The organism is Actinomadura miaoliensis (assembly GCF_039536785.1).
GTDB lineage: Bacteria > Actinomycetota > Actinomycetes > Streptosporangiales > Streptosporangiaceae > Spirillospora > Spirillospora miaoliensis.
Window position 1 is genome coordinate 24,982 of sequence record NZ_BAAAZG010000039.1, and the last position, 24,521, is coordinate 49,502.

Here is a 24,521-nt window from a genome sequence, read left to right on the forward strand (position 1 = left end):
TCCGTTGCGTCAAGGCTCGGCGGTGGTGCGGGCCGGCCCGGCCGTCCAGGACCGGGCCGGCCCCTACGCGGCGGCGAGTTCGCGGGCCGGTTCGGTCTGCTCGTAGGCGTGTCCGATCCGCAGCAGCACGGCCTCCCCGAGCGGCCGCCCGATCAGCTGCATGCCGACCGGCATGCCCGCCGCGTCCCGGCCGACCGGGACGGACAGCGACGGGATCCCGGTGATGTTGGCGGGGGCGGACAGCCGCACGTAGGCGTCGGAGACGCTCTCGGCCGTGCCGTCCGGCCAGGTGATCGACTCCTGGCCGGCCGGCACCGCGGCCACCGGGACCGTCGGTGCGGCGATGGCGTCGACCTCGTCCAGCAGGCGCGCCCACGCCCGCCGCATCAGCGTCCGGGACCGCTGTGCGCGCAGGTAGTCCGCGGCGGGCATCAGCGCACCGGCCTCCAGCAGGACGCGGACGTCCGCCGCGTACAGGTCGGGCACCGCCCGCAGCGTCCTCTCGTGGTACGCGGTGGCCTCGGGGACCATCAGGCCCCACTGCGTCGCCTGGATGTAGCGCGTCATCGGGATCTCGACCTCGACGAGCCGCGCGCCGAGGGACTCCAGCCGCTCGACGGCCCGCCGGACCGCGGCCTCCACCTGCGGGTCGACACGGTCGAAGTAGTGGTTGCGCGGCACCCCGACGCGCAGGCCCGCCAGGCTCGTGCCCGGGCTCGGCCGGTAGTCGGCGGCCGGGACGGACAGGGAGGCCGGGTCGCGGGGATCGTGCCCGGCCAGGGCGGACAGGACGAGCGCCGCGTCCTCGACGGTGCGGGTGACGGGGCCGACGTGGTCCAGCGACCAGGCCAGCGACGTGACGCCGTGCCGGGGGACCAGGCCGTACGTCGGTTTCAGGCCGACGACCCCGTTCAGCGCGGCGGGCACCCGGATCGATCCGCCGGTGTCGGTGCCCAGGGCGAAGGTCGCGGCGCCCGCGGCCACGGCGACGGCCGACCCGCCGCTGGAGCCGCCCGCGACCCGGCCGCGGTCCCAGGCGTTGTGCGTCTGCGGGGTCGTCAGCCCGTAGGCGAACTCGTGGGTGTGGGTCTTGCCGACCAGCACCGCGCCCGCCGCGGCCAGCCGCGCGGCGACCGTGCTGTCGGCGTCCGCACGGTGATCGGCCCGGACCCGGGAGCTCGCCGTGGTCGCCACGCCGGCGACGTCGATCAGGTCCTTCAGGCCCATGGGGATGCCGTGCAGCGGGCCTCGGAAGCGGCCGGCCGCGGCCTCGCGTTCGGCCTCGCGCGCCGCCTGACGTGCCCGTTCCGCCGTGACGGTGACATAGGCCCCGAGGCCGGGGTCCACCTGCGCGATGCGGTCGAGCACCGAGTCGACCAGTTCGACGGGCGACAGGCGCCGGGCCCGTATCGCGTCGGCGGCGGCGGTCAGGGACAGCTCATACGGCCGCATCGCACTCCTCCTCTCCCGCGCGGTACGCGGCGGCGGGCGGGGTGTCCCCGAAGTCCAGTTCCCGCAGGACCGAGACGACGGAGCGGATGTGGTCGGCGGTGGCGGCGACCGCGGTGCTTCGGTCGGCGGCCAGCGGGATCCCTGAAAGGACGGCCCAGCGGGCCGCCTCCGCGGGTGTGAGTCCGGCGTCGGACATGGGCGGTGTCTCCTGATCGGTCGGGAGCGGCGGGACGGGACCGCCCCGCACGCAAAAGCTAAAAGTTTGCTTTAGTGCACGATAGGCCCTACGCTGCACTTAAAGCAAACGATTTGCTTTTAGGTAGGAGTCTTCATGTCCAGCGCCTCGCCGGGCGCACTCGCGGGCCGCTGTGCGACGCCCCGCGGGTCCTTCGTCCTCCACTCCTCGGTCCTGGGCGCCCTCCTGGCGGCGTCCAGCGCTCCCACCCCGCTCTACACCCGCTACCAGGACCAATGGGACCTGTCGGCGCTGACCGTCACGCTCGTGTTCAGCGCCTACTCCCTGACGCTCCTGCTGTCCTTGCTCACCACCGGAGGGCTCTCCGACCACCTCGGGCGACGCCCCGTCCTCGCGGGCGCGCTCGTACTGGAGGCGGCCGCCATGCTGCTGCTCGCCGCGGCGGACGGCTCCGGCGCACTGATCGCCGCCCGGATCCTGCAGGGGGCCGCCACCGGTGCGGCCACGAGCGCCGCGGGCGCCGCCCTCCTCGACCTCGAGAGCCCGGCTCACCCGGGCCGGTCCGCCCTGACCAACGGCATCGCCCCCGTGGGCGGCATGGCCGCCGGCGTGCTGGCCTCCACGCTGCTCGTCCGGTACGCGCCCGCGCCCACGGTCACCGTGTACCTGCTGCTGGCGACGCTGTTCACCGCGCAGGCGATCGCGATCGCGTTCACCCCGGAGACGGCCCGCCGACGTGCAGGGGCGTGGCACTCCCTGCGTCCCCGCCTCGCCGTCCCGGGCCCGGCCCGCCGCGCCCTGCTGCTCGCGGGAACGGGCGTCGTCGCCGTCTGGGCCCTGGGCGGTTTCTACTCCTCCCTGGGACCGGCCCTCGTCCGCCTCGTCGCGCCCCGCACCTCCGAGGCAGCCGGCGGCATGCTCTTCTTCACCGTCACCGCCGCCGCCGCGCTCACCGTGTGGACGCTCCGGCGGACGTCCGCGGTCACCGGCGCGACGGCCGGAAGCTGCGCCGTCGTGCCGGCCGCGGCGCTGACCCTGGGCGGCCTGCACGGCGGGGGCCTGCCCGCCCTGTTCGGCGGAGCGGCCCTGGCCGGCGTCTCCTTCGGCGCCGTGTCACAAGGCGCGCTGCGCATGACGCTCGCCGCGCTCTCCGAACACGACCGCGCCGCGACCCTGGCCGCCTACTACGTCCTCAGCTACCTGTCGATGAGCCTGCCCGCCATCGCCGCGGGCGCCGCCACCGAACGGTACGGCCTGGACCTCACGTCGCACGCCTACGCCGCGACCGCCGCTCTGCTCGCCCTGGTGGCGCTCGCGGCACTCACCGCACCACGCCGGCGCTCCTGACACACGATCGAAGAAAGGCGCGAACGAACATGCACATGACCACCGACGTCCTCGTCCCCTCCTGGACCGTGGGCGATGTCACCGTCCACCGCATCGACGAGATCCCTTTGCCGCCCGCGACCGGACCGTGGCTGCTGCCCGCCGCCACCGCCGGCGTCGTCGCGGAACAGGAATGGCTCCGTCCCGACTTCGCCGACCACGAGGGCGTCCTCCGCATCGACAGCCACAGCTTCGCCCTGTCCGTCGACGGGCTGCGCGTCCTCGTCGACACCGGGATCGGCAACGGCAAGACGCGGGCCAACCCCGCCTGGCACGACCTCCGAACCGAGTACCTCGCCCGCCTCACGGCCGCGGGCTTCTCCCCCGAACTCGTCGACCTGGTGATCCTGACGCACCTGCACACCGACCACGTCGGCTGGAACACGCGGGAATCGCATGGCGAATGGGTACCGACCTTCCCCAACGCCCGCTACGTCACCTCCCGGGCCGAGCGGGAGTTCTGGGCCGGATACGACATGGACGAGCCGCGGCGGCAGATGTTCCGCGACTCGGTGCATCCCATCGAGGACGGGGGCCTGCTCGACCTCATCGACGTTCCGGCGGAGGGCATCGACATCTCCCCCGGCCTGCGTCTCCTGCCCACCCCCGGCCACACCCCCGGCCACGTCGCCGTGCAGGTGAGCAGTCACGGCGAGACCGCGCTGATCACGGGCGACTGCGTGCACCACCCCGTGCAGCTCGCCCACCCTTCCATCGGCAGCTGCGTCGACATCGATCCCGCCCAAGCCGAGGCCACGCGCCGCTCACTGCTCGACTCGCTCGCCGACACCGACACTCTCCTGCTGGGCACCCACTTCCCCCCGCCCACCGCCGGCCGAGTCACCACCCGGGGCACCGGCTACCGCCTCACCCCCGTCCCTCCGGCCCACCATTGACCCGCCGTGCACACGTGCCTCGCCCGGCCATCGATTCGTGACGGCGTCTGTAGCGGCACGGCGGCGGCGCTTCCGTTTCGGTGGATGTGGCCGCATCAAGGCACATGACCTCGCCACATCGGCGTCGGGCTCGCATGTCCGCGCCCGGGCGGCGGCCCGCCCGGGCACATTGATCCAGATGGTTTCAGGCCGTGGCGGCGGCCGGGCGGCCGTGGGCGGCTCCGGCGAAGAACGTGCGGCCCGCCATCGTCATGGCCGGCTGGAACTCGGCCATCAGCTGCGCCCGGTACGGCGCGTCGGCGAAGCGCGGCTGGAGCTGGAACTCGGCGGCCACCGACCACCAGGTGACCGGGGCGACACCGGCCATCACCATCCGCTGCACCGCCGCGTCGTGGGCCTCCCTGCTGAGCGAGGCCGAGGCGTCGACGACCACGTACGGCTCGTAGCCCTCGCGCAGCGCGCCCAGGACGGTCTGCAGGACGCATCCGTCGGTGGCGATCCCGCCGATGATCAGCTTGCGCCGGCCGGTGGCCCGGACGGCCTCGGCGAAGTCGGGGTCGAGAAACGAGTTGAACGCGGTCGAGCGTTCGATGACCGGGTGGTCGCCGATGGCCACCAGCAGCTCCGGGTACAGCGGGCCGGAGGGCTTGGACGCCTCGCCGTTGGTCACCACCAGGCCGCTGCCATAGAGCTTGGCGGTCTTGGCGAGCCCCACCGCGTTGGCGATGTGCTCGCGCAGGTCGTGCGAGCGCAACAGGTTGGCGAACCCGACGGCGTAGTCGACCAGCACGACGGCGGCGTTGTCGGGGGACAGCGGTTCGAGGTCCATGGTCGTCCCTTCAGGCGGCACTAATGACCAATTGGTTAGTAACGTACCTCCCGCCCACTGCTAATGTCCACGCGTACAGTAAGGGGCATGGTGTCCGACACGTCACAGCACAGCGCGGGGCATCCGGCGCCGAAGAAGAAGCGGGTGCGCGATCCCGAGGCGCGCCGGGCCGCCATCCTGGCCGCGGCCCGCTCGGTCTTCGCCGAGCGCGGCTACGCCAAGGCCACCATCCGGGAGATCGCACAGCGCGCCGGGGTGACCCACGGGCTGGTGGTGCTGCACTTCTCGACGAAGGAACAGCTCTTCCTCGCGGCCGTGCCCGGCACCCGCGACCTCGCCGACAGCGTTCAGGGCGACGCCGCCGGCCTGGCCGAGCGCGTGGCCCGCGCCTACGTCGCGCGCATGGAGTCGGCGGACGGCGCCGATCCCTTCATCGCGCTCATCCGCAGCGCCGCCGCCGACCAGGACGCCGCCAAGGCGCTGCTGCGCGCCATGCGCGAGGAGAGCGTCAACGCCTACGGCACCGTCCTCGACCGGCCGGACGTCCCCCAGCGGGTCGATCTGGTGGGCGCCCACCTCATCGGGGTCACGTTCAGCCGCTACGTCCTGGCCGACGGCCCCCTCGCCGCCATGTCCCCCGAAGAACTCACCCGCTACCTCACCATGACCCTGGCCGGAATCCTCCAAGGCACCCCCGGCCGGCCCCCGGCCACCGGCTGAGCGAGGCCCGCGGCGCCAGGTGGACGCCGAGGTCAATCAGGGCGACGGGCGGCGTCCGGTCGTCCGTCCGGAAGCGTGATCCGGTAAGGCTTGTGCTTGCGCCAGTGCCATCCGTGCCGGAGGACCAGCGCCGCGATGTCCAGGTTGCCGATCTGGTGGTTTTCGCGGAGCGTGAGGATGGTCTCCCAGGTCACGGGACGCTTGCGCAGTATGGCGGCCAACGCGTTCTCGACGGCGGGGTCGACCCGGTGTTCGAGAACGTCGGAAAGGAATCGGCAGCCGTCGGTCACCAGCAGGCCCCATCCACCAAATGGACATCGCCGCCCGGCTCATCGTGATTCATCGTCAGCCTCGGCACCTCGGCGATCAACCGGGATGCCTACGCCCTTGTCGCATCGCGCGTAGGTGCTGGGGCGGGCTGGCTGGTGTGGGCGGGCGAGGGTGATCGGGGGGTTTTGGTGAGGCGGCGGCGGGCCTGGGTCAGGAGGGCGGCGGCGGGGCCAGTGGGGGTTGTGCCGGTGCGCCAGACGGCGCAGAGGGAACGTTCCAGTGTCAGGCCGGCGATGGGGATCTCCGCGAGTGTGCCCGCGGCGAGGTCGGCGGTCACGACGAGCTCGCTGATCAACGCCGGGCCGGCGCCGGCGACGACCGCGTTGCGGACGGCGGTGCTCGAGCCCAACTCCAGCAGGGGCGGGACGGGACGCAGGCCGTGCGCGGCCAGCGCCTGAGCGGCGGCCTCGCGGGTGCCGGAGCCGGCTTCGCGGCTGATCAGCGGGGTGGCCGCGACTTCGGCCGGGTCGACGGGGCGGCGGCGGCGCGTCCAGCGGTGGCCGGGCGGCGCGACCAGGACGAGGCGGTCTCCCGCGACGGCACGGGAACGGAGCCCGGCCGGGCGGCCGGGCGACTCGATGAAGCCGATGTCGATCTCGCCGTGCCGGGCCAGCTCGCAGACCCGCGCGGAGTTGGTGACCTGCAGTCCGACGTGCAGTTCCGGGTGGCCGCGGCGCAGTTCACCGATCCAGGCGGGTAGCAGGTATTCGGCGACGGTGAGGCTGGCCGCGACGGAGAGTTGCGCGGTGCGCGCGCGGCGGAGAGCGGCGGCACCGTCGGTGAGGGCGGCGAGGTCGTCCAGAACGCGGCGGGCCCAGGCGGTGACCAGCGCGCCGTCCGGGGTGAGGGCGGAGCCGCGGCGGGTGCGGTCGAGCAGGCGCAGGCCGAGGCGGCGTTCCAACCGGGACATCCGTTTGCTCGCCGCCGGCTGGCTGATCCCGAGCTCGGCCGCCGCGGCGGAGAGACTGCCCTGGTCGGCGACGTGTACGAGCAGCTGCAGCGACTCCACGTCCGGGTGAGACATGCCCTCAGGTTATGACGTGAGGTCGAATCACCCGGTACCGGCGGCGGCCGGGCCGAAGAAGGCTCGCGTACATGAACACGTTGGAGATGGCGCGCCCGGCACTGGGACGAACGGCGCCCGGTGTCGCGGTGGCCGTGGCGGGCGCGGCGGCGGCGATGGTGGTCAACTGGTCGGTGCCGGCGTTGAGCGCGCTGACCGTGGCGGTGCTGCTGGGGGTGGTGCTGGGCGGGGTGCTGCCGACGGCGACGTCGGACGGTCTGCAGTGGGCGACCCGGAAGTTCCTGCGGGTCGGCGTTGTGCTGCTGGGCCTGCAGCTGAGCGTCAGCGAGGTGCTGCGGCTCGGGCCCGGCATGCTGGCCGTCGTGGTGATCACTGTCGGGGCCGGGTTCGCCGGGACGATCGTGCTCGGACGGCTGGTCGGTGTGTCCCGCGGGCTGGCGCTGATGGTGGCGACCGGGTTCTCGATCTGCGGCGCCTCGGCGATCGTCGCGATGGACGGCGTGACCCGCAGTGACAAGAAGGACGTCGCCACCGCCGTCACGTTGGTGACGATCTACGGCAGCGCCGCCATCGCACTCGTGCCGTTCCTCGGCACCAGGGTGCTCGGCCTGGATGATCAGTCGCTCGGCATGTGGGCGGGGCTGAGCGTCCACGAGGTGGCGCAGGTCGTCGCGGCCGCCTCGCCGGCAGGCGCGGCCGCCGTGGGGACGGCCGTGATCGTGAAGCTGACCCGTGTGGTGCTGCTCGCGCCGATGGTGGCCGGGATGGGGATTGTCGAGCGGCGCGGCACGGAGGGCCGGCCGCCGGTCGTGCCGCTGTTCGTCGTCGGGTTCCTGGTCATGCTCGCGGTGCGCAGCACCGGCGCGGTGCCGGGCTCGGCCTTGGCGGTCGCGAAAGAAGCCTCGACGGTGTTGCTGGCCGCCGCGATGTTCGGGCTCGGGTCGGCGGTGCGCGTCCGGGCTCTGGTGAAGACCGGGCGGCGGGGACTCCTGCTCGGCGCCCTGTCGACGGTGCTGGTCGGCGCGGTCTCGCTCACCGCGCTGACGCTCTTCGGACCGTAAGGCGCCGAGTTCACCTCGCACTGTCATCACCGTGCCAGGCGCGCTGCGGCAGTGTGATGGACGGTGAAGCGCCCCAGATTGCCGCCGCCCACCCCGCACGCTCCGGGCTGCGTGGGCGCGGGCCGGTGCGGCGGCGCGAGCGCCGCCGCCCTTGACGCGGGCGGCGCTGATCTACCAGCACGCCGGTCAGGATCGAGACAAGATCTTCGCGGACGCCCTCGGGGCTGCGCTCGTCATAGTGGCACGGCGGACAGGCGTCAGATGGGCACATGGCGACGTATCCGGTGAGCCGGTCCGGGCTCCTGCCGGCTGAAGCGCAGTCGTACCAAGACCGTAACGGAGGCGCTCGAAGACCTGCTCCTCGGTGCTCGCCATGACGCCCGGGAGCGTACAAATACCGGATCACCCCCTGCCGCCGACCGGCCCCACAAAACCTTCCCGATCAACCATCGCCCCTCGGGGCAGGGAAAATGCTGACGCACTTCGTCGGCCAATTTGTCGAGCTTGCGCGCTGCTTGCACCGTGGCCTCGGAGCGTCCCACCGCAACTGCGCTGGCGGCTCTCCTTAGTTCAACGCCGAGGCGGCCTGATTGAGAGTCACCGCAACCCGCCGTGCCTGCCTGGCGGCTTGCATCATCGACGCCAGCCTCTCCCGCAGCGACGCGTGCTCCGGACGCGCACACCCCCTGGCCACCGCCAACACCGTCTGAGCCGCCAACGCCCCGATCGCGAGCCCTTCTTTGGCAGCTGCCGTCGCCACGACCTGATGCTCGTCGTCGGACAACGAAATCCTCACGGACGCGCGCAGCGCGGTGTCCTATGCGCCCGCCGGTTCCGGCGCCGTCCGTGACTCACCATGTGCTCGTCCTGCTGTGCCGCTACTCGGCCCACCTCCTGGATCGCGCTCGATCCTCTCGCTGGCCGGACCGCGCCCGGTCCGGCAGCCATAAGTGAACGATTTCCATTTCTTGCCCGGCGTCGGCGGAGTTTCGCGACGCTCTGCCGCATGGGCCGGCCAGACTCCGCCTCAGCGGCCAAGGAGACGTCATTTCGCGACGAGGCTTCGGCGACCAGACGTTCTTCACCGCGGCGTCGCCACCCCACAGCAGCGCGGCCGTCGCCGCCGGCCCGCCGCCTGGACTTGGGCGAGGCCGGAGGTGGTCGGTGGGCCGCGCTGCCCGGTCCGCAGCGGGCCGTCTTGGCGGCTGCGTTCGTCCAGCCAGGCCGCCAGGAGCATGCGGGCGGGCGCCGACAATGCCTCGGGCACCAGGGCAAGGGGCGCGAACAATGTCGGAGCCATCGCGTTTAATCGTGGGGGTGGACGTTGAGAAGCGCATCGCTGAGCTGACGGCCGAGGTCAAGCGGCTGAACGACCTGTACTACGGCACCGGCGACAGCCCGCTGCCGGACGCTGACTACGACGCGCTGAAGGACGAGCTGGCGGCGCTCGTCGCCGAGCACCCGGAACTGGAGCCGGCCGACAGCCCACTCGGCAAGGTCAACGCGCCCGCGGAGCTGACCGGCCCGACCATTCGCCACGCGCGCCCGATGCTCTCGCTGGCGAAGGCGACGAGCGAGGAGCAGATCCGCACGTTCTGCGGACGATTCGCAGGCCAGGTCTTCCGCGTGTCGGAGAAGCTCGACGGGCTCTCGCTCAGCGTCGTCTACGTCGACGGAAAGCTCGACTACGTTGCCACGCGCGGCACCGGCACGGTCGGCGAGCTGGTGACCGAGAAGGTACGCCACGTGATTCCGGGGCTCCCGACCGAGATTTCGGCGCCTGGGCGCGTCGAGGTTCGTGGGGAGGCCGTGATGCTGCGGTCGGTGTGGGCCGCCTACAACGAGGCGCACCCGGACCGGACGCTGACCAACCCGCGGTCGGGCGCCGCCGGAACGCTGGTGCTCAAGGACCCCGAAGCGGCTGCGAAGGCCAAGCGGCTGCTGAGGTTCTTCGCGTTCGGCGCTGATCGCCACGGCGCCGCGGTGGAGATCCCGGCGGGGTTCGAGCCGGTCGCCCAGTACGTGTGCGCGAGTGCCGAAGAGGTGCTGGACGCGATCCACGAGATCGGCGGCCGCCGCGACGGGCTGGACTATGACATCGACGGCGCGGTCGTGCGGCTGCACGAGCCGGCGGCGTTCGACGCGGCGGGCTTCAACAGCGCCGAGCCGCGCGGAGCGATCGCGTTCAAGTACCCGCCGGAGGAGAAGCTGACGACGCTGCTGTCGGTCGAGTGGCCGGTCGGCAAGATCGGCCGTGTCCCACCGCGCGCGAAGGTCGCGCCGGTGTTCGTCGGCGGCGTGACGGTGGAGAACATCACCCTGCACAACCCGCGGCTGATCCGCGAGCGCGACCTGCGGATCGGCGACACGGTGGCGGTCGTGCGTCGCGGCGATGTGATTCCGTTCGCGGGTCGCTCGCTGCCGGAGCGGCGCGATGGGAGCGAGGTCGAGATCGTCCCGCCGACGCACTGCCCGTCGTGCGGCTCCGAACTGGAGGTTCGCGGCACCGGCGAAGAGCGCTGGTGTGTGAACCTGCAGTGCCCGGCGCAGGCGACGCGGCGACTGATGCACTGGGCCTCGCGCCAGGCGGCCGACATGGAAGGGGTCGGCGACACCTGGATCGAGAAGCTCGCCGAGGACGGCGTGCTCAAACGCCGCAGCGACTTCTATGACCTGACAGTCGAGCAACTGCTCGGCTACGAGCGGATGGGCGAGGTCAGCGCCAAAAACATGATCGACTCGATCGCGTCCTCCAAGGGCATGGGGCTGCGGCGCGCACTGATCGGGCTGGCGATCCCGATGGCCTCCGAGGGCACGGCCAAGCGCCTGTGCCTGGCCGGCTACGAGCGCATCGAGGACATCGCGGCGGCAACGGTCGAGGACCTGGTGGCGATCCGCGATATCGGACCGAAGGTCGCCGAGAGCATCGTGGCCTTCTTCGCCCGCGCGGAGGTGCAGGAGGAGATCGCGGCGCTACGTGAGCGCGGCGTGAATCTCGATGTGCTGGCTGAGGACCGGCCGGTCGACGCGGCGGCCGCCGGCGACTCGCCGCTCAAGGGCAAGTCCGTCGTGATCACCGGCGCGTTCACCGACCCGCGCTCGGGCGCGAAGATCAGCCGGCCGGACGTCACGCGCCTGGTCGAGCAGGCGGCGGCGACGACCGCCTCGTCGGTCTCGGCCAACACCGACTACCTGCTCGCCGGCGACAACGTCGGTGCAGCGAAGATCGGCAAAGCCGAAAAACTCGGGGTCACGGTCGTCAACCAGGACGAATTGTGGCGCTGGCTGGCCGAAGCCGGCGTCATCTAACACATCGGGCACGCGCAGCCGATCGGTCGGAGTCCGGCCTCCGCCAAGACCGGGATGCCGCGCTGCTAGTCCTCCAGCCTCGATACGCGAACCGAGAACAGTGCCTCCCCGGCCGGCACCACATCCGGCGAAGACGACTCCATCTCGATCAGCCGGGCCCCGAACTCCTCAATCCGCCGCTCCGGCGCCTCCCGCGAAACGGATGCGCCAAGCCTCCTACGCGCTCGGCCTGCTTGACGACCGCCTGGCCGCCGACTACCTCAGCGGCCTGCTGGCCCTCGGCTGCCAACCGACCAGCACCGCCCAATGGGAGCAGACGACGAAACGGCCGGCCCATCCCGCGCTGGCGGCCCTGTTGCCGTTCTTTTCCACCGACCCCCTACAGGTCAGAGCCGTCAGCGGCACCGGGCAGGACCCGCTTCCGCCACGCGACGTGCAGCCTGCGCCCCGGCCTGAGTGGATCTCCCGGCTGATGGCGTCCGGTAGAGCACCATCGCCCCCGATGTGCTGCGACGGCTGGCCATCGCGGGCTGTCCGCCCGTCCTGGACGCCGGCGACCTGACCCGGATTCGGTGGCCGCCGGCGCCTGGGACAGGGGTGAACGCGCGTCAGGCTGTGCCGACCGCGACGAGGGACGTGGTGTCGAGCTGGTCGGGCCCTTCGGTGGCCAGCGTCTTCAGCAGTCGGTCACGGATCCGGGCGACGGCCTGGTCATCGAGATCGTGCAGCATCGCGCGGAAGCCGGTGCCGACGACGAAGTCCCAGGCGTTGTCGGGGGTGAGCGCCACTGTGTGGACGATCCGGTGTACGCGCACGTCGCCGAGTCCGAGGCTCGCCGCCCAGTCGCCGAGTGCGGCCTCGGTGTTGATGCGCCGGCCGGCTCGCCGGGCGGGCGGGTCGGTCTGCTCCATGGGGCGCTCGGTGGACACGCTGCGGAGCACCAGCGCTCCGAAGTCCTCCAGCGCTCCCTCAGCCCAGGTGGCGACCGAGAATCGGCCGCCCGGACGCAGGAGTCCCGCCAGTCGGCGGGCCGAGGCGTCCATGTCCGGCAGGAAGAACACTCCGTAGCCGCACAGGATCAGGTCGTAGGGCTGTGGAGAAGACCATGCCGTCACGTCGGCCACGTGGAAGCGCGCCTGGTCGAGCTGGTCCGCCGCGGCGCGCCGTCGTCCCAGTTCCACGAGGCCGGCGGCCACGTCCACCGCATCGACTCGTCCGGCTGCGCCCGCCGCTCGGGCGGCCGGGATCGCGGAGGCTCCCGCCCCGCAGCAGGCGTCCAGCACCTGAGCACCCAGGGCCGGGCCGATCCACTCCACATACGCCTCGCCGAGCGGATCCCACAGCCGCCCGGCCGCCGCGTTGTGATCACGCGCTGTGGCATCGAAGACCTCACCGATCTGCGGGGGCTGAGACTCCTGCATCTGCCTCTCCCATCGGCTGTTGATCCGGTCGCGTCACCACGCGCCGCGGACGGTCGGGGCGGCGGCGCCGGATGGGTAACGGCTCATCCGGTCGTGTTGAGGTCCAGGATGTCGGCGAAGGGGTCGTCCATGCCCGTCGCGGGTTCGCCCGGTCCGAGCAGGCAGGAGTCGAGCAGTGCGTAGATCTGGTGGGGGTCGAGGCCGGGGCCGGTGAGGACGAGGTGCTGGACGCGGTCGCCGTGGTCGGACGACCAGTCCAGTGAGGCGGCCAGCCTGCGGGCGGGCGGAACCGTCTCCCAGGCGGGGTCGGGGAGGGCGGCCAGCCAGGGGCCGACGTCCTCCACGGTGACGATGCCGGCCACGGCGTCCCAGGCCAGCATGCGGTCGGGACGGTTGGCCAGCCAGAAGCGGCCGCGGCTGCGCACCGACTCGGTGGCCAGGACGTCCATGGCGTCGAAGAACCGTGCCGGGTGCAGGGGTGCGGTGCGCCTCCAGACCACGGTGTCCACTGCGGGGGTGTGCGCCTGGCAGGGCAACTGGGCGGTGGCCGGGTCGACGCGGGCCGCCAGTTCGTGGGGGCACAGCGCGGGGCCGGTGAGGGGCGGCAGCGGCTCGCCGGGCATGGTGACCGGAGTCATCGGCGCCAGGTGCCCGAGGATCTCCCGGCACAGCCGCAGATCGTCGTCACCGGCCGGGGGCAGCGGGGCGGGCAGCGTGTCCGGGACGACGAGCGCGGTGGCGTATTCGATCTGGTGGGCCAGCACCTCGGCCAGGTAGCGCTCGTCGGCGACGGCGCCGGGCTTGCCGACCTCGGTGAGCCGCTCGCCCCGGCAGATGTCGGTGGGCATGAGCTCGGCGTCCACCGCGGTCAGCACGCCGGTGAGCCGGATGTCGCCGTTCCATTCGGGGTGGGCCAGGGCTTCGGCGACCGACCGGGGCTCGACGCAGTCCCACAGGTCCACGACCACCAGTTCCGCCTGGCGCGCGTACCGCAGCAACTGAGGGACGAGGTCCTCGCGGACCGTGCAGGTCACGCAGCCATGCTCCAGCCGGACCGCGGCCTGCTCCAGCACCGTGTCGGCGGTGCGGACGGTGCGCGTCACCAGCCCGCCGGCGATCTCACGCAGATCGTGGTGGATCGCGAGGCCGCCGGGGTGCTCGCGTAGCAGCCGGTCGACGACGGCGGCGCGGGCCGTGGCGTGCAGCCCGGCCACCAGCACGACGGGAACGGACATGGCGAACCCCTTCCACAAATGAAAACGGTTATCGCTATCATGCCATGGGTCGAGAGGAGATCCGATGGCCCGTAACGAACTGCGGCCGGTGATCAAGCTGCGCTCCACCGCAGGCACCGGCCACACCTACGTGACCACCAAGAACCGCAGGAACGACCCCGACCGCCTCACCCTGCGCAAGTACGACCCGATCGTCCGCAGGCACGTGCTCTACCGGGAGGAACGCTGATGCCCGCCCGTTGCCCGCTGACCGGCGCCAAGCCCGGTTTCGGCAAGAAGGTGTCGCACTCGCACCGGCGCACCCCGCGCCGGTTCGACCCCAATATCCAGACCAAGCGGTACTGGCTGCCCAGCGAGCGCCGGTACGTGCGGCTGCGGCTGTCCGCCCGCGCCATCAGGACCATCGACAAAATCGGCATCGAGGCGGCCGTGGCCCGCATCCGCGCCCGGGGAGAGAAGGTCTGATGGCCAAGAAGAGCAAGATCGCCGCGAACGAGCGCCGCAAGGCCACCGTCGAGCGCTACGCGGCCCGGCGCGCCGAGCTCAAGCGCCTCATCAACAGCCCCCGCACCGCCGAGGAGATCCGCGACGCCGCGCTGCGCGAGCTGCGGCGACAGCCGCGTGACGCCAGCGCGACCCGCGTCCGCAATCGCGATTCCGTTGACGGACGGCCGCGCGGGCATCTGCGCAAGTTCGGGCTCTCGCGCGTCCGCTTCCGCGAGATGGCCCATCGCGGCGAGCTCCCCGGCATCACCAAGTCGAGCTGGTAAGGAAATCGATGGCCGTCCCCAAACGCAGGAAGTCCCGCAGCAACACCCGCAAGCGACGCTCGCGTTGGAAGGCTTCCACTCCCGAGCTGGTGCCGATCACCGTCGAGGGGCGTCGGGTCCTCGTGCCGCGCAACCTCGTCCGCGCCTACCGCGACGGACTTCTCAGTCCTTGACCATCGGATGTGACCGGGAAGCGGGCGGAGGCCCTGTCCGTCTCCGCCCGCCTGCTCAGATCGCCCCCGCTTCGAGGCATGAGGCGGCCTGATGCGTGTTGATAGTTGCTTTGGGAGGAGAGTCCGCATGACCGCGTCCCGCGCCCGCCGTCCAGACCGGCGCCGCAAGCCGAACCCGCTGCACGGCGTGACCTACATCGACTACAAGGACGTCGAGCTGCTGCGGCGGTTCATCTCCGACCGCGGCAAGATCCGCAGCCGGCGCGTCACCGGCGTGACCGTCCAGCAGCAGAAGCAACTCGCCCGGGCCATCAAGAACGCCCGCGAGATGGCCCTGCTGCCCTATGGCTCCCGTCCCTCCACTCGATCCGCACGCGGAGCGGATCAGTGAACGCTCGGCAGACGAGGCAGACGCTCGCCCCTTGATCGGCGGCCGCCGTGTCCTGGTCTCACGCAAGTGGTCCGGCACGACCCTGGCCGACCACAAGGCCGACCGGGTGGCTTGGGTGCTCGCCCGTCTGGCTGAGGCCGGGATTTCGGCAACGGGGCCGGCGGCCGGTGATCGCCGGTTCCTGTGGGAACGCGCCGGGCCTGGTGATCCGGACGTCAAACCCGCTCACCACCGGCTGTTGCTGCTGATCGATGAACGCGTCACCCGGCGGCGACAGCTCAACGAGGCACTCACCGAACTTTCGGCAACTGCGGAGGCAGCGTGAGCACCAAGCGCACCAACGTGACACCCCTCGACCCGGATGACCGGCTCCTGACCTACGACCAGGCGGCCGAGATCGGTCAGGGCGCTCTTCGCTGCGGCGAAATCGGTCCCGCTCGGCGAGCGCTTCGCCTTCCACGGTCGCGCCACCTCCGTGCCCACCACGGAAACCACCACGGAGAACCGACTCGGTGCTGGTCAGGCCGGTCCGCCGGCGACCGGGCGGACGAGGGCGCCACCCGGCCTCGCCGCCATCCGGCGGGCGTAGTCCCTGGCGACCGCCAGGACCAGGAAGCCCCAGGCCGCGGCGGGCAGATACAGGTAGGTCACCCAGGCCTCAGGCTTTTCGTACTCCCTCTCCTGCTCGATGAGCCTGGGCCCCTCGTCGACGAACCCGAAGATGCCGTTGAGCCCTCCGTACAGGGTGATGACGACGAGAAGCACGCCGCCGACCCGCGCGATCTGTGTGACGGCGCGGGCAGGCACGGGACGACCGGCGGCAAAGGGCACCCAGCGCGGGAACGTCTCCCCCCAGTCCCGCACGAGGCCGACGGTGAGGAACGCCAGCCCCACGGACAGGCAGCTCAGCATCAGCATGTACGCGGCTTCCATCCGGCTGTGACCGTCACCGAGCCCCGCCCCGACGCGCCAGACGGCGGACGGCAGAACCCCCAGCGGTGCAGCCCAGGCGGCCCACACGGCCCAGCGGGCCGGCGGCGGGACCAGAGGTCGGTCGGTGGTCGAGGTCGTCACGGGCGGCTCCTTCGCTGGTTTACTGATCGCTTCGCTGAGCAGCCTCCCGACCCCGCGGCATGCCCCGCATCAACCGGCAGAGGGAAGCGGTTAGCTCTGACGGGCGAAGCCGGTCGCCCGGAAGGCGTCGACGATCACCCCTGCGCACTCGGGAACGGGCCGAGCCGAGCACATCCCAAAGGGCATACCATACGGTATGGTATGTTCGTCGCATGGCGAGTCGACGAGAGTGGCTTGAGACCGGGCGGTCGGTGTTGGAGCGGGACGGCGCGCAGGCCCTGACCATCGAGCGGCTATGCGCCGAACTCGGCGTGACGAAGGGGTCCTTCTACCACCATTTCAAGGGCATCCCCGGCTTCAAGGAAGCCCTGCTCACGCACTTCGAGGACGAGCACACCGGCCGCTTCATCTCCGACGCCGAGATCGCCGGCGCCTCCGCCCGCGGCAGGCTCCAGCGGCTGCTCGATCTGGTCCTCGAAGACAAGAACGACAGCGACGGGCTGGAGACCGCACTCCGTTCGTGGGCGTTGCAAGATCCCGAAGTCCGCGCCTTCCAGGAGCATGTGGACGGGACGCGCATCGGGTACCTGCGCGGTCTCTGGCGCGACCTCGGCGCACCGGAAGCCGAGATAGAGCCCATGGCCCGGCTGCTGTATCTGATCCTCATCGGCGCTCAGCAGATCATCCCGCCCGTCCCGGCGAACGACCTGCGCGAGATCTACGAACTGGTCCTGCGGCTGTCCCCCCACGACCCGAGCGAACAGCAGGAGAAGGACACCCCGTGACCGCGTCCGCCCGATGGGTCCCCCGCCTGATCATCGTCACCGCGCTGCTGCATTTCGTCTGGGCCTTCACCCAGCCGCACGCATGGGACGCCATCGCCCGGGACGGCGTCTTCCGCAGCGTCGTCGACACCGGCGCCGACGACTACGCCCTCCGGGAGTTCAGCATCTGGTGGATGGTCTCGGGAATCGCGCTCCTGGCCATGGGCACCTTGACGCGGTCCATCGTCCGCGCAACCGGCCGCCTGCCCGCCCAGACCGGCTGGTACCTGGTGGCCGTCGGCGTGCCGCTGTGCGTCATCTACTTCCCGGTCACCGGCGGCTGGCCCGTCCTCGCGATCGGCCTGCTCGCCCTCTGGGGCGCCCGCCACCCCACCCCGAGGGCAGGTCAGGAAGGCGATGGCCGTCCGCACTGACCGTTGCCACTGACCTCGTAGCCGGGTCGATGGGTCAGGAGTGGACGTCCAGGAACGTCCGCAGGCTCGCCGCGTAGGCGGCCGGGTCGAGGAGCTGCTTGCGTTGCGTCCGCGCCGACGGCGCCGTGGAATCCTGCTCGCCCGCGACCGCCGTCGCGATGTCCGACCCGCCGGCGTCGCCCTCGTCCTCGTCGTCGGTCTCGGTGGCCTTGCCGTCGTCGTCGACGGGCCGAGTGATCGGGACACCGGCCGCGTACAGCACCGCGATCAGCTGCTCCACCGCGGCGCGGAGCCGCCGCGCGTTCAACCCCGACAGCACCCGCCCGGCTTTGGTCTCCAACTCCGGTTCGAGGCCGTACAGCGCCTTCGCGGTCGCAACGGCCTCCTCCACCATCCCCGGCAGCGGCGACACCGCCTCCTCGCCGTCGTCGTCGAGGCCGGGCAGCTCCGTCGGAATCGGCGTGATCGTCAGCTTCACCGGCTCCGGCTCGCCGAGCTCGACCTCGCCGGTGTCGTCCAGCACCTCAGCATGTTCCCTCGCACGCTTGACAAGGTGCAGAGAAGCCGCTATCTGCGCACCGTGGGATTCCCGCACGCGGTTGCGATCCTCGCCCGCCAGTGAAGGCGGGCGCCACTAAAGCAGGCCGAGCCGGTCATCGGCCGACGCCTTCAGGTTGCGATCCTCGCCCGCCGGTGAAGGCGGGCGCCACAGCAGTTGACGTGCAATGACTACCGACTGCAACCGTCATACTGCGGAGAAGATTTCGAATGATTACCCCAAAGCGCCTTATACCTACTTCGAAACCTCCCCGGGTTCCCATGGCCACCAGAGGTTCCGAAGCCAGGCCAGTGAAGACCACATCATTTGCACAGTATGTGCCCTCGGGCGCTTCACTGCTCGATCTTTCACCTTGAACTCGCCATCGTCGCGCCGCGTCTCCTCCTCCCGGCAAAAGCTAAGAAACGCTGACGCGGTACGTGCGTGTCTGATCACCAACAGTAGATACTCATAGAGCGTAGACATCTTCATCTAGCTGCAAAGCGCGTGCCTACCACGCACACGCGCTCATCCGCCCAAGAGAGAGGACGCCGTCATGAGTTCGTTCATCCATGCCCGCCTGGCTTCGCCCAGTGAGGAGAAGACACGTGCACGAAAATCCCGGTCCGGTTCATGACGACAGCCGTACCGAGCAGCCGGCCCGCGACCTGCTCGATCAGGCGCGGCAGCCCAGCCACGCAACTGCGAACCTGTCCGACCTGAACCGCCCCGGCACCATCTACTTGCTGCTCGGCAGCGCGGCGAATCATGGCGTGAATCGGATATTTCACCCACTCAACGCCTTCCTCCAGCGAGAGGACGACAGACGGCTCGGTCACGGACAAGGGCGGTTCGATGCCTCAGCCCTCCAGTACTGCGGCCAGGCCCTCAACCCTGCGCGGCGCCACGCGCACCGCCTCTCCTCGTCGGTCACAGAGATCTCATCGGTGCACGCCAGGGCATGGGATTCCTCTGGGAGTCAGTCACCGGCCGTCGAGGGAGCCGCGGACGACTCCCCTCTGCCTGTCTCCCGAGTGCTCGATGTGCAAGCGTCTGCGCCTGCACGCGCCCCAGAGCGAACCAGCCGTCGCGCGAGGAGGGAGAGCTGAGCATGGAACACATGAGCCGCGACGAGCTGCTGGCTCTGCCTGCCACGACGAGCGTGGAGAATGCTGCCCGCGCACTGGGGTTGGGGCGTACCCGGGCCTACGAACTCGCCCGTCGTGATCGGTTCCCCTGCAAGGTGATCCGCATCGGCGTCAGCTATCGGGTGGTCACCGCCGACCTGCACAGGCTTCTCGGAGTCACAGGAGCGGAGCGGCCGTCCTCCTGACGACAGGAGGGGGTGGGCGCCAAGCGTGCCGGCGCCCACCTCTCTGCGATCTTCACGCGTCCGATCAGGGTTCATCGGAGGTTGTCGGAGAGATCGCGCTGGATGCGGCCGATGAACCTCAGTGCCGCCTGATCGCGCCGAATCCCGGTGATAGGTGGGTGATAGATGATCAGCGAGACGATCTTCAGGTGTGCTTCGCAGGGGTCTGACCTGCGGAAACTTTGGAGCGGGCGACGGGAATCGAACCCGCGTAGCCAGTTTGGAAGACTGGGGCTCTACCATTGAGCTACGCCCGCGAGCGGACCGGTGAGGCAGGGCCTCGTGACCGCCATCCCGTAGCGTACAGGCTTTCCGGGGCGGTCGTGACCGGCTGCGGGCGGCCGGCGGCGGGGGTCCCATGGCTTTGGGACGAGCGCGCGAGGCTGATCGGCACTAGACTGCACGCGTCGCCGCCTGGAGCAGAGTCCTCCTGGGTGGTGGACGGGCTGTGGCGCAGTTTGGTAGCGCACCGGCTTTGGGTGCCGGGGGCCGTGGGTTCAAATCCCGCCAGCCCGACAAGTAGCGCGTCAGGGGCGAGCCTTCGCTCGCCCCGCAGGCCCCTGCGGCCTGAGCGCTTGTGCAGGGGCATTCGGGCAGAGTGATGCGAGGGGCCGGGCGTCGACTGCTCGGTGGGAGTTGTGACGTGGCGATCCGGTCACGCCTGCAGAGTGATTCTGGTCATTTCGCGTTGCGATATGGCTTGTGAGATCAATCTGACCGGGGTCTCCAGCGCGCCGCACACCACTGCGGCACGACTGCACGACCTGCGCTCCGGGCACATCGGCGGCTCCAAGTCGGGCCAGAGGCTCTTGGGTCCTGTGGGTGCCGCTATAACTGCAGGGTGTTTTCCTGGGCTGGGCGTGTCGGGTTTCGGCTGCTTCCTTGCTGTGGTGGGGCGGTGAGGGGTGGGGGGATCGTTCTGCTGCTGCTGGCGGTCCTTGCCGGGTGTTCGGCGTCGGAGGGGCCGGAGCGGGAGCGAGTGGCGCGGTGGGCGCCGTCACCGCGGACGGCCTGGGAGTGGCAGCTGAAGAGTCCCGTCGATACGAGCGTGGACGTGCCCGTTTACGACATCGACGGGTTTGAGAACAGCGCGGACGTTGTGCGGGGGCTGCACGACAAAGGGCGCCGGGTCATCTGCTACATCAACGTGGGGGCCGCCGAATCGTTTCGTCCCGACTACGGGCGCTTTCCGCGGGAGGTGCTGGGCAAGGGGAACGGCTGGGAAGGGGAACGCTGGCTGGACATCCGGCGTATCGACGTCCTCGGCCCCATCATGGCCCGGCGCTTCGACATGTGCCGCGCCAAGGGGTTCGACGCCGTGGAGCCCGACCTGGTGGACGGCTACGCGTCCGACACGGGGTTCCCGCTCACCGGTGCCGACCAGCTGCGTTACAACCGGTTCATCGCGAACCTGGCGCACGAGCGCAACCTGTCGGTCGGGCTGAAGAACGACCTGCCGCAGATCCCCGAACTGCTCGGCGACTTCGACTTCGCCGTGAACGAGCAGTGCGCGCAGTTCGAGGAATGCCATCGGCTGGCCCCGTTCGTCCGCGCGGGCAAGGCCGTCCTGCACGTCGAATATGAGCTGCCGCCGTCGGCGTTCTGCGAGCAGAGCCGCCGTCTCGGGCTCAGTTCGATGCGTAAGCGCCTCGATCTCGACCGGTGGCGTGCTCCCTGCTCCTAGCGGCATCCGACGCTTGATCAGGTGAGGTGAAAGCCGGGCGTGAAACGGATGCGCATTGGCGGCGCGGCGTCCGACATGCGGGTATTGGCTTCATGGGTTTTCAGCCGGGGGTGCGGGCTGCATAATCCTCTGATCGGCTGAGTGCTTTCGGCGAGGAGGGTTCATGGCTGGATCCCGCGGTGGGATGTCTCGCCGGAATGTGCTCGGGGCGGGGGCGGTCACGTCCGGGGGGCTGCTGGTGCCGGGCTCGTCGGCGCGGGCGGCGGCCGGGCGGGTCGTGCGGCCGCCGATGCTGCGGCCCGGGGATCGGGTGCGGGTGGTGTCGCCGGGGAGCACGCCCGATCCGGCGCAGGTCGAGCGGGGCGTGGAGATTCTGCGGGGCTGGGGGCTGACGGTCGAACTGGGGGGCCATGTGTTCGACCGGTACGGCTATCTGGCGGGGCGTGACGAACACCGGCTCGCCGACCTGCAGGAGGCGTTCGACGATCCGGGGGTGCGGGGGGTGTTCGCCGCGCGCGGCGGATACGGGACGCAGCGGATCGTTGACCGGCTCGATCTGCGGGCGGTGCGGCGTCGTCCGAAGGTGGTGGTGGGTTTCAGCGACATCACCAGCCTGCAGGCGCGGCTGTGGCGGTCCGCCCGGCTGGTCACCTTCCAGGGGCCCATGGTGGCCTGGAACGACCGTCGCCTAGGGCCGGAGTCGGCGGAGTCGCTGCGGGCGGCCGTGATGACGACGCGGCCGGTGGTGCTCACCCGCGATCCGGCGGAGACGGCCGCGGCGGTCATGGTGCCGGGGCGGGCGCGGGGGCCGCTGCTCGGCGGCAACCTGTCGCTGGTCGACGCGGCGATCGGCGCGGGCGACCTGCCCGCGCTGCGCGGCGCGGTGTTCTTCTTCGAGGAGGTCGGCGAGGCGCCGTACCGGATCGACCGGATGCTGACGCATCTGCGCCGGGCGGGTGCGCTGAAGGGGGTGCGGGGCGTCGTGATCGGGCAGATCACCGACAGCGTCGCCGACCCGGGTGAGTGGGACGCCGTGGGCGTCCTGCGGGACCGGCTCGGCGACCTGGGCGTGCCGGTGCTGGGCGGGCTGCGGCTGGGGCACGGCCGCGGGCAGCTGACCGTGCCCCTGGGCGCGCGGGCGGCCGTCGACGCCGCGGCGGGCACGCTGACCGTGGAGCCCGGCGTCATCGATGACCGGTAGCGTCACTCCCCGGCGTGCGCCCTGCGAACCGCGTCGATGTCGATCTTGGCCATGGTGTACATCGCCGCGGCGGCCCGCTGCGCCTTCTCCGGGTCCGGGTCGGCGAGCAGCTCGACGAGCCCGTCGGGGACGACCTGCCAGGACACGCCGAACCGGTCCTTCAGCCAGCCGCACTCCGACTCCTGGCCGCCGTCCTCGAGCAGGCGGTTCCAGTAGTGGTCCACCTCCGCCTGGTCGGCGCAGTGGATCTGGAACGAGACGGACTCGTTGAAGGTGAACTCCGGGCCGCCGTTCAGGCCGACGAAGCGCTGCCCGTTGATCTCGAACTCGACCGTCATCACGGATCCGGCCGGTCCCGGCCCGGCCTCGGTGAAGCGGCCGATCCGCCCGATCCGGCCGTCCTTGAAGATCGAGGTGTAGAAGTGGGCCGCCTCCTCGGCCTGCCCGTCGAACCACAGGCACGTGGTGAATCCCTCGGTGGCCATCGCGGTGCCTCCCTGCCGTCGTCGAGTGTCACAGGTACCGACCGGCCGCCGCCGGCGAACTCATCGCTCCCCACGCCGATTCCCGCGAACCGCACACAACTTCTCGACGAAACGTCCCGATCACACGGTTTGGGTGGGATCAGATCGTCCGAGACGAGGAGCGTGCATGACCCCCATGGACGGCACGAAGGCTGAGGGCGCGGCGGGCCCGTTCGCGCGCTGGCGCGAGGGGTTCGAACAGGAGGCGCATCGGCGGCGACGGCGGCCCGACCCGCCCTGGGAGCGCGGGGCCCGGCTGCATCCGGCGGTGGTGCGCAGCGTCCAGCGGTTCCAGGTCGGCGAGGACGGTGACGGCGCCAACCTGATCGCCAAGGCGGGCGGCGGCGACTACGGCGCGGCGGTGCGGCTGTTCGTGGCGGAGGAGCGCGAGCACGCGCGGCTGCTGGCCGCGCTGCTGCGGGCGGCCGGTGCCACGACGATCTCCGGGCACTGGAGCGACACGGTGTTCGTGCGGGTGCGGCGCGCGTTCGGCCTGCGGCTGGAACTGCTGGTGCTGATGGTCGCCGAGGTCGTCGCGCTCGGCTACTACCGGGCGCTGCGGGACGGGACCACGGATCCGCTCACCACCGAGGTCGCCGGGCGGCTGCTGGACGACGAGCGCCGCCACGTCCCGTTCCACTGCGACCGGCTGCGCTCGGCCCTGCCGGTGACGGGGCGGCCGGCGCTGATCCTCGGCTGGCAGGCGGTCACCGCGGTGACCGCGGCGGTGGTGGCCGCCGACCACGGGCGGGCGCTGCGCGTCCTCGGCCTGACCCGCCACCGCTTCGTCGGCGACGTGCTGGCCGAGGCCCGCGAGGCCGCCGCGACGCTCCGCCGTGGCTGACCTCCTGCCCGGCCGTCGGCGCGGGGCGGGCGTCTGCCGTGAGGTGAGCGGACAGTGGGGCGGACCGGCGCGGGGGACGTTCCCGGCGCCGGTCCGCCGCCGTTTCAGCGGTGGCCGCGGCTGGGGCGGGACGGGTCGGTGTCCTGCCGGCCGCGCGGCTCGGCGTCGTGGCCACGGCGGTGGGGGACACGGGCGGGCGGACGGTCGGGCGAGTCCGCGGCGGCGCGGGAGGGACGGTCGCCGGCGGCGCGTTCCGGCGGCCCCTCGACCAGGGCGGCGTCGGGGAGCAGGCCGGCGCTCTCCAGGTACTGGCGGCCGCGCGGGGTGAGGTCCCAGGCGTTGTGGCGCCACTCCTTGCGCCGCCACACCACGCCCGCCGACAGCAGGCGGCGGCCCACCCGGCTGATCTCGGTCTCGTCGGTGCCGAGCTCGGCGGCCAGCTGCTTGTTGGAGATGCCCTGGCGGCGGGCGACGGCGACCAGGAAGCGCGCCGCGTGCCCGTCGGGGTGCAGGCCCAGCTGCAGCCCGGACGGCAGGCGGCGCAGCGCCCACTGCACACAGTCGATGAGGCCGAGGATGCGGCCGCGGCGTTCCCGCTGGTCGCCGTCCAGGTTGGGGACGTCCAGATAGCCGCGGTGCAGCCACTGCAGGCCGTCCTGCACCTCGACGAGGGTCGCCTCGTCGGCGCTGAGCGACGCGTCGGTGATGATCATGCCGAGCGCGCTGAACTGGCCCTCGCTGATGATCTTGGCCTGCCCCATCGCGTCGAGCAGGTGCCTGGCCTGACTGCGGCGGTCACGCCCCGCTGCGGGGCCGCCGTCCGGAAAGTCCGCCATTGCTCCCCCAAGGTCGTCGACAGGACCGGACTCATTCCAGGGTGCGCCCATGCCAAG

Annotated in this window: 31 protein-coding genes and 2 tRNA genes; 18 read left to right on the top strand and 15 right to left on the bottom strand. The window is 71.3% G+C overall.

Annotated features, from left to right (window positions below; translation table 11 throughout):
• Positions 1–63 precede the first annotated feature (63 nt).
• Positions 64–1,452, bottom strand: a complete 1,389-nt coding sequence (locus tag ABD811_RS25570; protein WP_344952551.1) for an amidase — start codon at positions 1,450–1,452, stop codon at positions 64–66.
• A complete protein-coding gene (locus tag ABD811_RS25575; protein ID WP_344952553.1) occupies positions 1,439–1,648 on the bottom strand; it encodes a hypothetical protein in 210 nt (69 codons plus the stop codon). The genes ABD811_RS25570 and ABD811_RS25575 overlap by 14 nt, the downstream gene beginning before the upstream one ends.
• Positions 1,649–1,783: 135 nt before the next feature.
• Here ABD811_RS25575 and ABD811_RS25580 point away from each other — a divergent pair, with 135 nt between their 5' ends.
• Positions 1,784–2,995, top strand: coding sequence for an MFS transporter (locus ABD811_RS25580; RefSeq protein WP_344952555.1), 1,212 nt, complete (start codon positions 1,784–1,786; stop codon positions 2,993–2,995).
• 35 nt (positions 2,996–3,030) lie between these two features.
• Positions 3,031–3,930 (top strand): MBL fold metallo-hydrolase, encoded by a 900-nt coding sequence (locus ABD811_RS25585; protein ID WP_344952557.1) that lies wholly within the window; start codon positions 3,031–3,033, stop codon positions 3,928–3,930.
• A gap of 184 nt (positions 3,931–4,114) precedes the next feature.
• Here ABD811_RS25585 and ABD811_RS25590 read toward each other — a convergent pair whose 3' ends face one another.
• Complete coding sequence (locus tag ABD811_RS25590) at positions 4,115–4,759, bottom strand: isochorismatase family protein (RefSeq protein WP_344952559.1); 645 nt, start codon at positions 4,757–4,759, stop codon at positions 4,115–4,117.
• A gap of 87 nt (positions 4,760–4,846) precedes the next feature.
• On the opposite strand from ABD811_RS25590, the gene ABD811_RS25595 reads away from it, so the two are divergent.
• Positions 4,847–5,479: a TetR/AcrR family transcriptional regulator gene (locus ABD811_RS25595; protein WP_344952561.1), complete on the top strand. Its 633-nt coding sequence runs from the start codon at positions 4,847–4,849 to the stop codon at positions 5,477–5,479.
• A gap of 32 nt (positions 5,480–5,511) precedes the next feature.
• On the opposite strand, the gene ABD811_RS25600 is transcribed toward ABD811_RS25595, so the two are convergent.
• The gene (locus ABD811_RS25600; RefSeq protein ID WP_344952563.1) at positions 5,512–5,769 is read right to left on the bottom strand and encodes a hypothetical protein; all 258 of its coding nucleotides are present in this window, start codon (positions 5,767–5,769) and stop codon (positions 5,512–5,514) included.
• A gap of 89 nt (positions 5,770–5,858) precedes the next feature.
• The gene (locus ABD811_RS25605; RefSeq protein ID WP_344952565.1) at positions 5,859–6,833 is read right to left on the bottom strand and encodes a LysR substrate-binding domain-containing protein; all 975 of its coding nucleotides are present in this window, start codon (positions 6,831–6,833) and stop codon (positions 5,859–5,861) included.
• A 71-nt stretch (positions 6,834–6,904) separates the two neighbouring features.
• On the opposite strand from ABD811_RS25605, the gene ABD811_RS25610 reads away from it, so the two are divergent.
• The gene (locus tag ABD811_RS25610) at positions 6,905–7,894 is read left to right on the top strand and encodes a YeiH family protein (RefSeq protein ID WP_344952567.1); all 990 of its coding nucleotides are present in this window, start codon (positions 6,905–6,907) and stop codon (positions 7,892–7,894) included.
• A 565-nt stretch (positions 7,895–8,459) separates the two neighbouring features.
• Here ABD811_RS25610 and ABD811_RS25615 read toward each other — a convergent pair.
• Positions 8,460–8,678 carry a hypothetical protein gene (locus ABD811_RS25615; RefSeq protein ID WP_344952569.1) on the bottom strand — a complete coding sequence of 73 codons (219 nt, stop codon included), beginning with the start codon at positions 8,676–8,678 and terminating at the stop codon, positions 8,460–8,462.
• A gap of 297 nt (positions 8,679–8,975) precedes the next feature.
• Entirely contained in the window at positions 8,976–9,194 is a 219-nt protein-coding gene (locus ABD811_RS25620) for a hypothetical protein (RefSeq protein ID WP_344952571.1), read from the bottom strand.
• A 17-nt stretch (positions 9,195–9,211) separates the two neighbouring features.
• Between ABD811_RS25620 and ligA the strand changes: the two genes are divergently transcribed.
• Positions 9,212–11,203: an NAD-dependent DNA ligase LigA gene (gene ligA, locus ABD811_RS25625; RefSeq protein WP_344952573.1), complete on the top strand. Its 1,992-nt coding sequence runs from the start codon at positions 9,212–9,214 to the stop codon at positions 11,201–11,203.
• Positions 11,204–11,811: 608 nt separating this feature from the next.
• Here the strand turns inward: ligA and ABD811_RS25630 are convergent.
• Entirely contained in the window at positions 11,812–12,624 is an 813-nt protein-coding gene (locus ABD811_RS25630; RefSeq protein ID WP_344952575.1) for a class I SAM-dependent methyltransferase, read from the bottom strand.
• 83 nt (positions 12,625–12,707) lie between these two features.
• Positions 12,708–13,859 (bottom strand): CobW family GTP-binding protein, encoded by a 1,152-nt coding sequence (locus tag ABD811_RS25635; protein ID WP_344952577.1) that lies wholly within the window; start codon positions 13,857–13,859, stop codon positions 12,708–12,710.
• Between the two features lie 64 nt (positions 13,860–13,923).
• Between ABD811_RS25635 and rpmG the strand changes: the two genes are divergently transcribed.
• From rpmG to ABD811_RS25665, 6 genes are all read left to right on the top strand, one after another.
• A complete protein-coding gene (gene rpmG, locus ABD811_RS25640) occupies positions 13,924–14,088 on the top strand; it encodes a 50S ribosomal protein L33 (RefSeq protein ID WP_344952579.1) in 165 nt (54 codons plus the stop codon).
• The gene (gene rpmB / locus ABD811_RS25645; protein WP_344952581.1) at positions 14,088–14,324 is read left to right on the top strand and encodes a 50S ribosomal protein L28; all 237 of its coding nucleotides are present in this window, start codon (positions 14,088–14,090) and stop codon (positions 14,322–14,324) included. The genes rpmG and rpmB overlap by 1 nt, the downstream gene beginning before the upstream one ends.
• A complete protein-coding gene (gene rpsN, locus ABD811_RS25650; protein WP_344952583.1) occupies positions 14,324–14,629 on the top strand; it encodes a 30S ribosomal protein S14 in 306 nt (101 codons plus the stop codon). The genes rpmB and rpsN overlap by 1 nt, the downstream gene beginning before the upstream one ends.
• An 8-nt stretch (positions 14,630–14,637) precedes the next feature.
• Positions 14,638–14,802, top strand: a complete 165-nt coding sequence (gene rpmF / locus ABD811_RS25655) for a 50S ribosomal protein L32 (RefSeq protein WP_344952585.1) — start codon at positions 14,638–14,640, stop codon at positions 14,800–14,802.
• Positions 14,803–14,929: 127 nt separating this feature from the next.
• On the top strand, positions 14,930–15,193 hold the full coding sequence (gene rpsR / locus ABD811_RS25660; protein WP_344952587.1) for a 30S ribosomal protein S18: 264 nt from the start codon (positions 14,930–14,932) through the stop codon (positions 15,191–15,193).
• Positions 15,194–15,224: 31 nt separating this feature from the next.
• Positions 15,225–15,518, top strand: a complete 294-nt coding sequence (locus ABD811_RS25665; protein ID WP_344952589.1) for a replication initiator — start codon at positions 15,225–15,227, stop codon at positions 15,516–15,518.
• Between the two features lie 194 nt (positions 15,519–15,712).
• Here ABD811_RS25665 and ABD811_RS25670 read toward each other — a convergent pair whose 3' ends face one another.
• Positions 15,713–16,267 carry a hypothetical protein gene (locus ABD811_RS25670; RefSeq protein ID WP_344952591.1) on the bottom strand — a complete coding sequence of 185 codons (555 nt, stop codon included), beginning with the start codon at positions 16,265–16,267 and terminating at the stop codon, positions 15,713–15,715.
• Positions 16,268–16,479: 212 nt separating this feature from the next.
• Between ABD811_RS25670 and ABD811_RS25675 the strand changes: the two genes are divergently transcribed.
• Together ABD811_RS25675 and ABD811_RS25680 are read left to right on the top strand one after the other, a co-directional pair.
• A complete protein-coding gene (locus tag ABD811_RS25675) occupies positions 16,480–17,052 on the top strand; it encodes a TetR/AcrR family transcriptional regulator (RefSeq protein ID WP_344952593.1) in 573 nt (190 codons plus the stop codon).
• A complete protein-coding gene (locus ABD811_RS25680; RefSeq protein ID WP_344952595.1) occupies positions 17,049–17,465 on the top strand; it encodes a DUF6463 family protein in 417 nt (138 codons plus the stop codon). The genes ABD811_RS25675 and ABD811_RS25680 overlap by 4 nt, the downstream gene beginning before the upstream one ends.
• A gap of 34 nt (positions 17,466–17,499) precedes the next feature.
• Here ABD811_RS25680 and ABD811_RS25685 read toward each other — a convergent pair whose 3' ends face one another.
• Both ABD811_RS25685 and ABD811_RS25690 read right to left on the bottom strand, forming a co-directional pair.
• The gene (locus ABD811_RS25685; RefSeq protein WP_344952597.1) at positions 17,500–17,988 is read right to left on the bottom strand and encodes a hypothetical protein; all 489 of its coding nucleotides are present in this window, start codon (positions 17,986–17,988) and stop codon (positions 17,500–17,502) included.
• 581 nt (positions 17,989–18,569) lie between these two features.
• Positions 18,570–18,842, bottom strand: coding sequence for a hypothetical protein (locus ABD811_RS25690; protein WP_344952598.1), 273 nt, complete (start codon positions 18,840–18,842; stop codon positions 18,570–18,572).
• 281 nt (positions 18,843–19,123) lie between these two features.
• On the opposite strand from ABD811_RS25690, the gene ABD811_RS25695 reads away from it, so the two are divergent.
• A complete protein-coding gene (locus tag ABD811_RS25695; protein WP_344952599.1) occupies positions 19,124–19,336 on the top strand; it encodes a DNA-binding protein in 213 nt (70 codons plus the stop codon).
• Between the two features lie 222 nt (positions 19,337–19,558).
• Here ABD811_RS25695 and ABD811_RS25700 read toward each other — a convergent pair.
• A tRNA-Gly gene (locus ABD811_RS25700) sits at positions 19,559–19,632 on the bottom strand.
• Between the two features lie 185 nt (positions 19,633–19,817).
• On the opposite strand from ABD811_RS25700, the gene ABD811_RS25705 reads away from it, so the two are divergent.
• From ABD811_RS25705 to ABD811_RS25715, 3 genes are all read left to right on the top strand, one after another.
• Positions 19,818–19,891: transfer RNA gene (locus ABD811_RS25705), tRNA-Pro, on the top strand.
• A gap of 463 nt (positions 19,892–20,354) precedes the next feature.
• Positions 20,355–21,059: an endo alpha-1,4 polygalactosaminidase gene (locus tag ABD811_RS25710; protein ID WP_344952770.1), complete on the top strand. Its 705-nt coding sequence runs from the start codon at positions 20,355–20,357 to the stop codon at positions 21,057–21,059.
• Between the two features lie 184 nt (positions 21,060–21,243).
• Positions 21,244–22,260, top strand: a complete 1,017-nt coding sequence (locus tag ABD811_RS25715; RefSeq protein ID WP_344952601.1) for a S66 peptidase family protein — start codon at positions 21,244–21,246, stop codon at positions 22,258–22,260.
• A gap of 2 nt (positions 22,261–22,262) precedes the next feature.
• Here the strand turns inward: ABD811_RS25715 and ABD811_RS25720 are convergent, their stop codons facing one another.
• Positions 22,263–22,745 (bottom strand): VOC family protein, encoded by a 483-nt coding sequence (locus ABD811_RS25720; RefSeq protein WP_344952602.1) that lies wholly within the window; start codon positions 22,743–22,745, stop codon positions 22,263–22,265.
• A 166-nt stretch (positions 22,746–22,911) separates the two neighbouring features.
• On the opposite strand from ABD811_RS25720, the gene ABD811_RS25725 reads away from it, so the two are divergent.
• Positions 22,912–23,628, top strand: a complete 717-nt coding sequence (locus ABD811_RS25725; protein ID WP_344952604.1) for a ferritin-like domain-containing protein — start codon at positions 22,912–22,914, stop codon at positions 23,626–23,628.
• 104 nt (positions 23,629–23,732) lie between these two features.
• On the opposite strand, the gene ABD811_RS25730 is transcribed toward ABD811_RS25725, so the two are convergent.
• Positions 23,733–24,464, bottom strand: a complete 732-nt coding sequence (locus ABD811_RS25730) for a hypothetical protein (protein WP_344952606.1) — start codon at positions 24,462–24,464, stop codon at positions 23,733–23,735.
• Between the last annotated feature and the right edge of the window lie 57 nt (positions 24,465–24,521).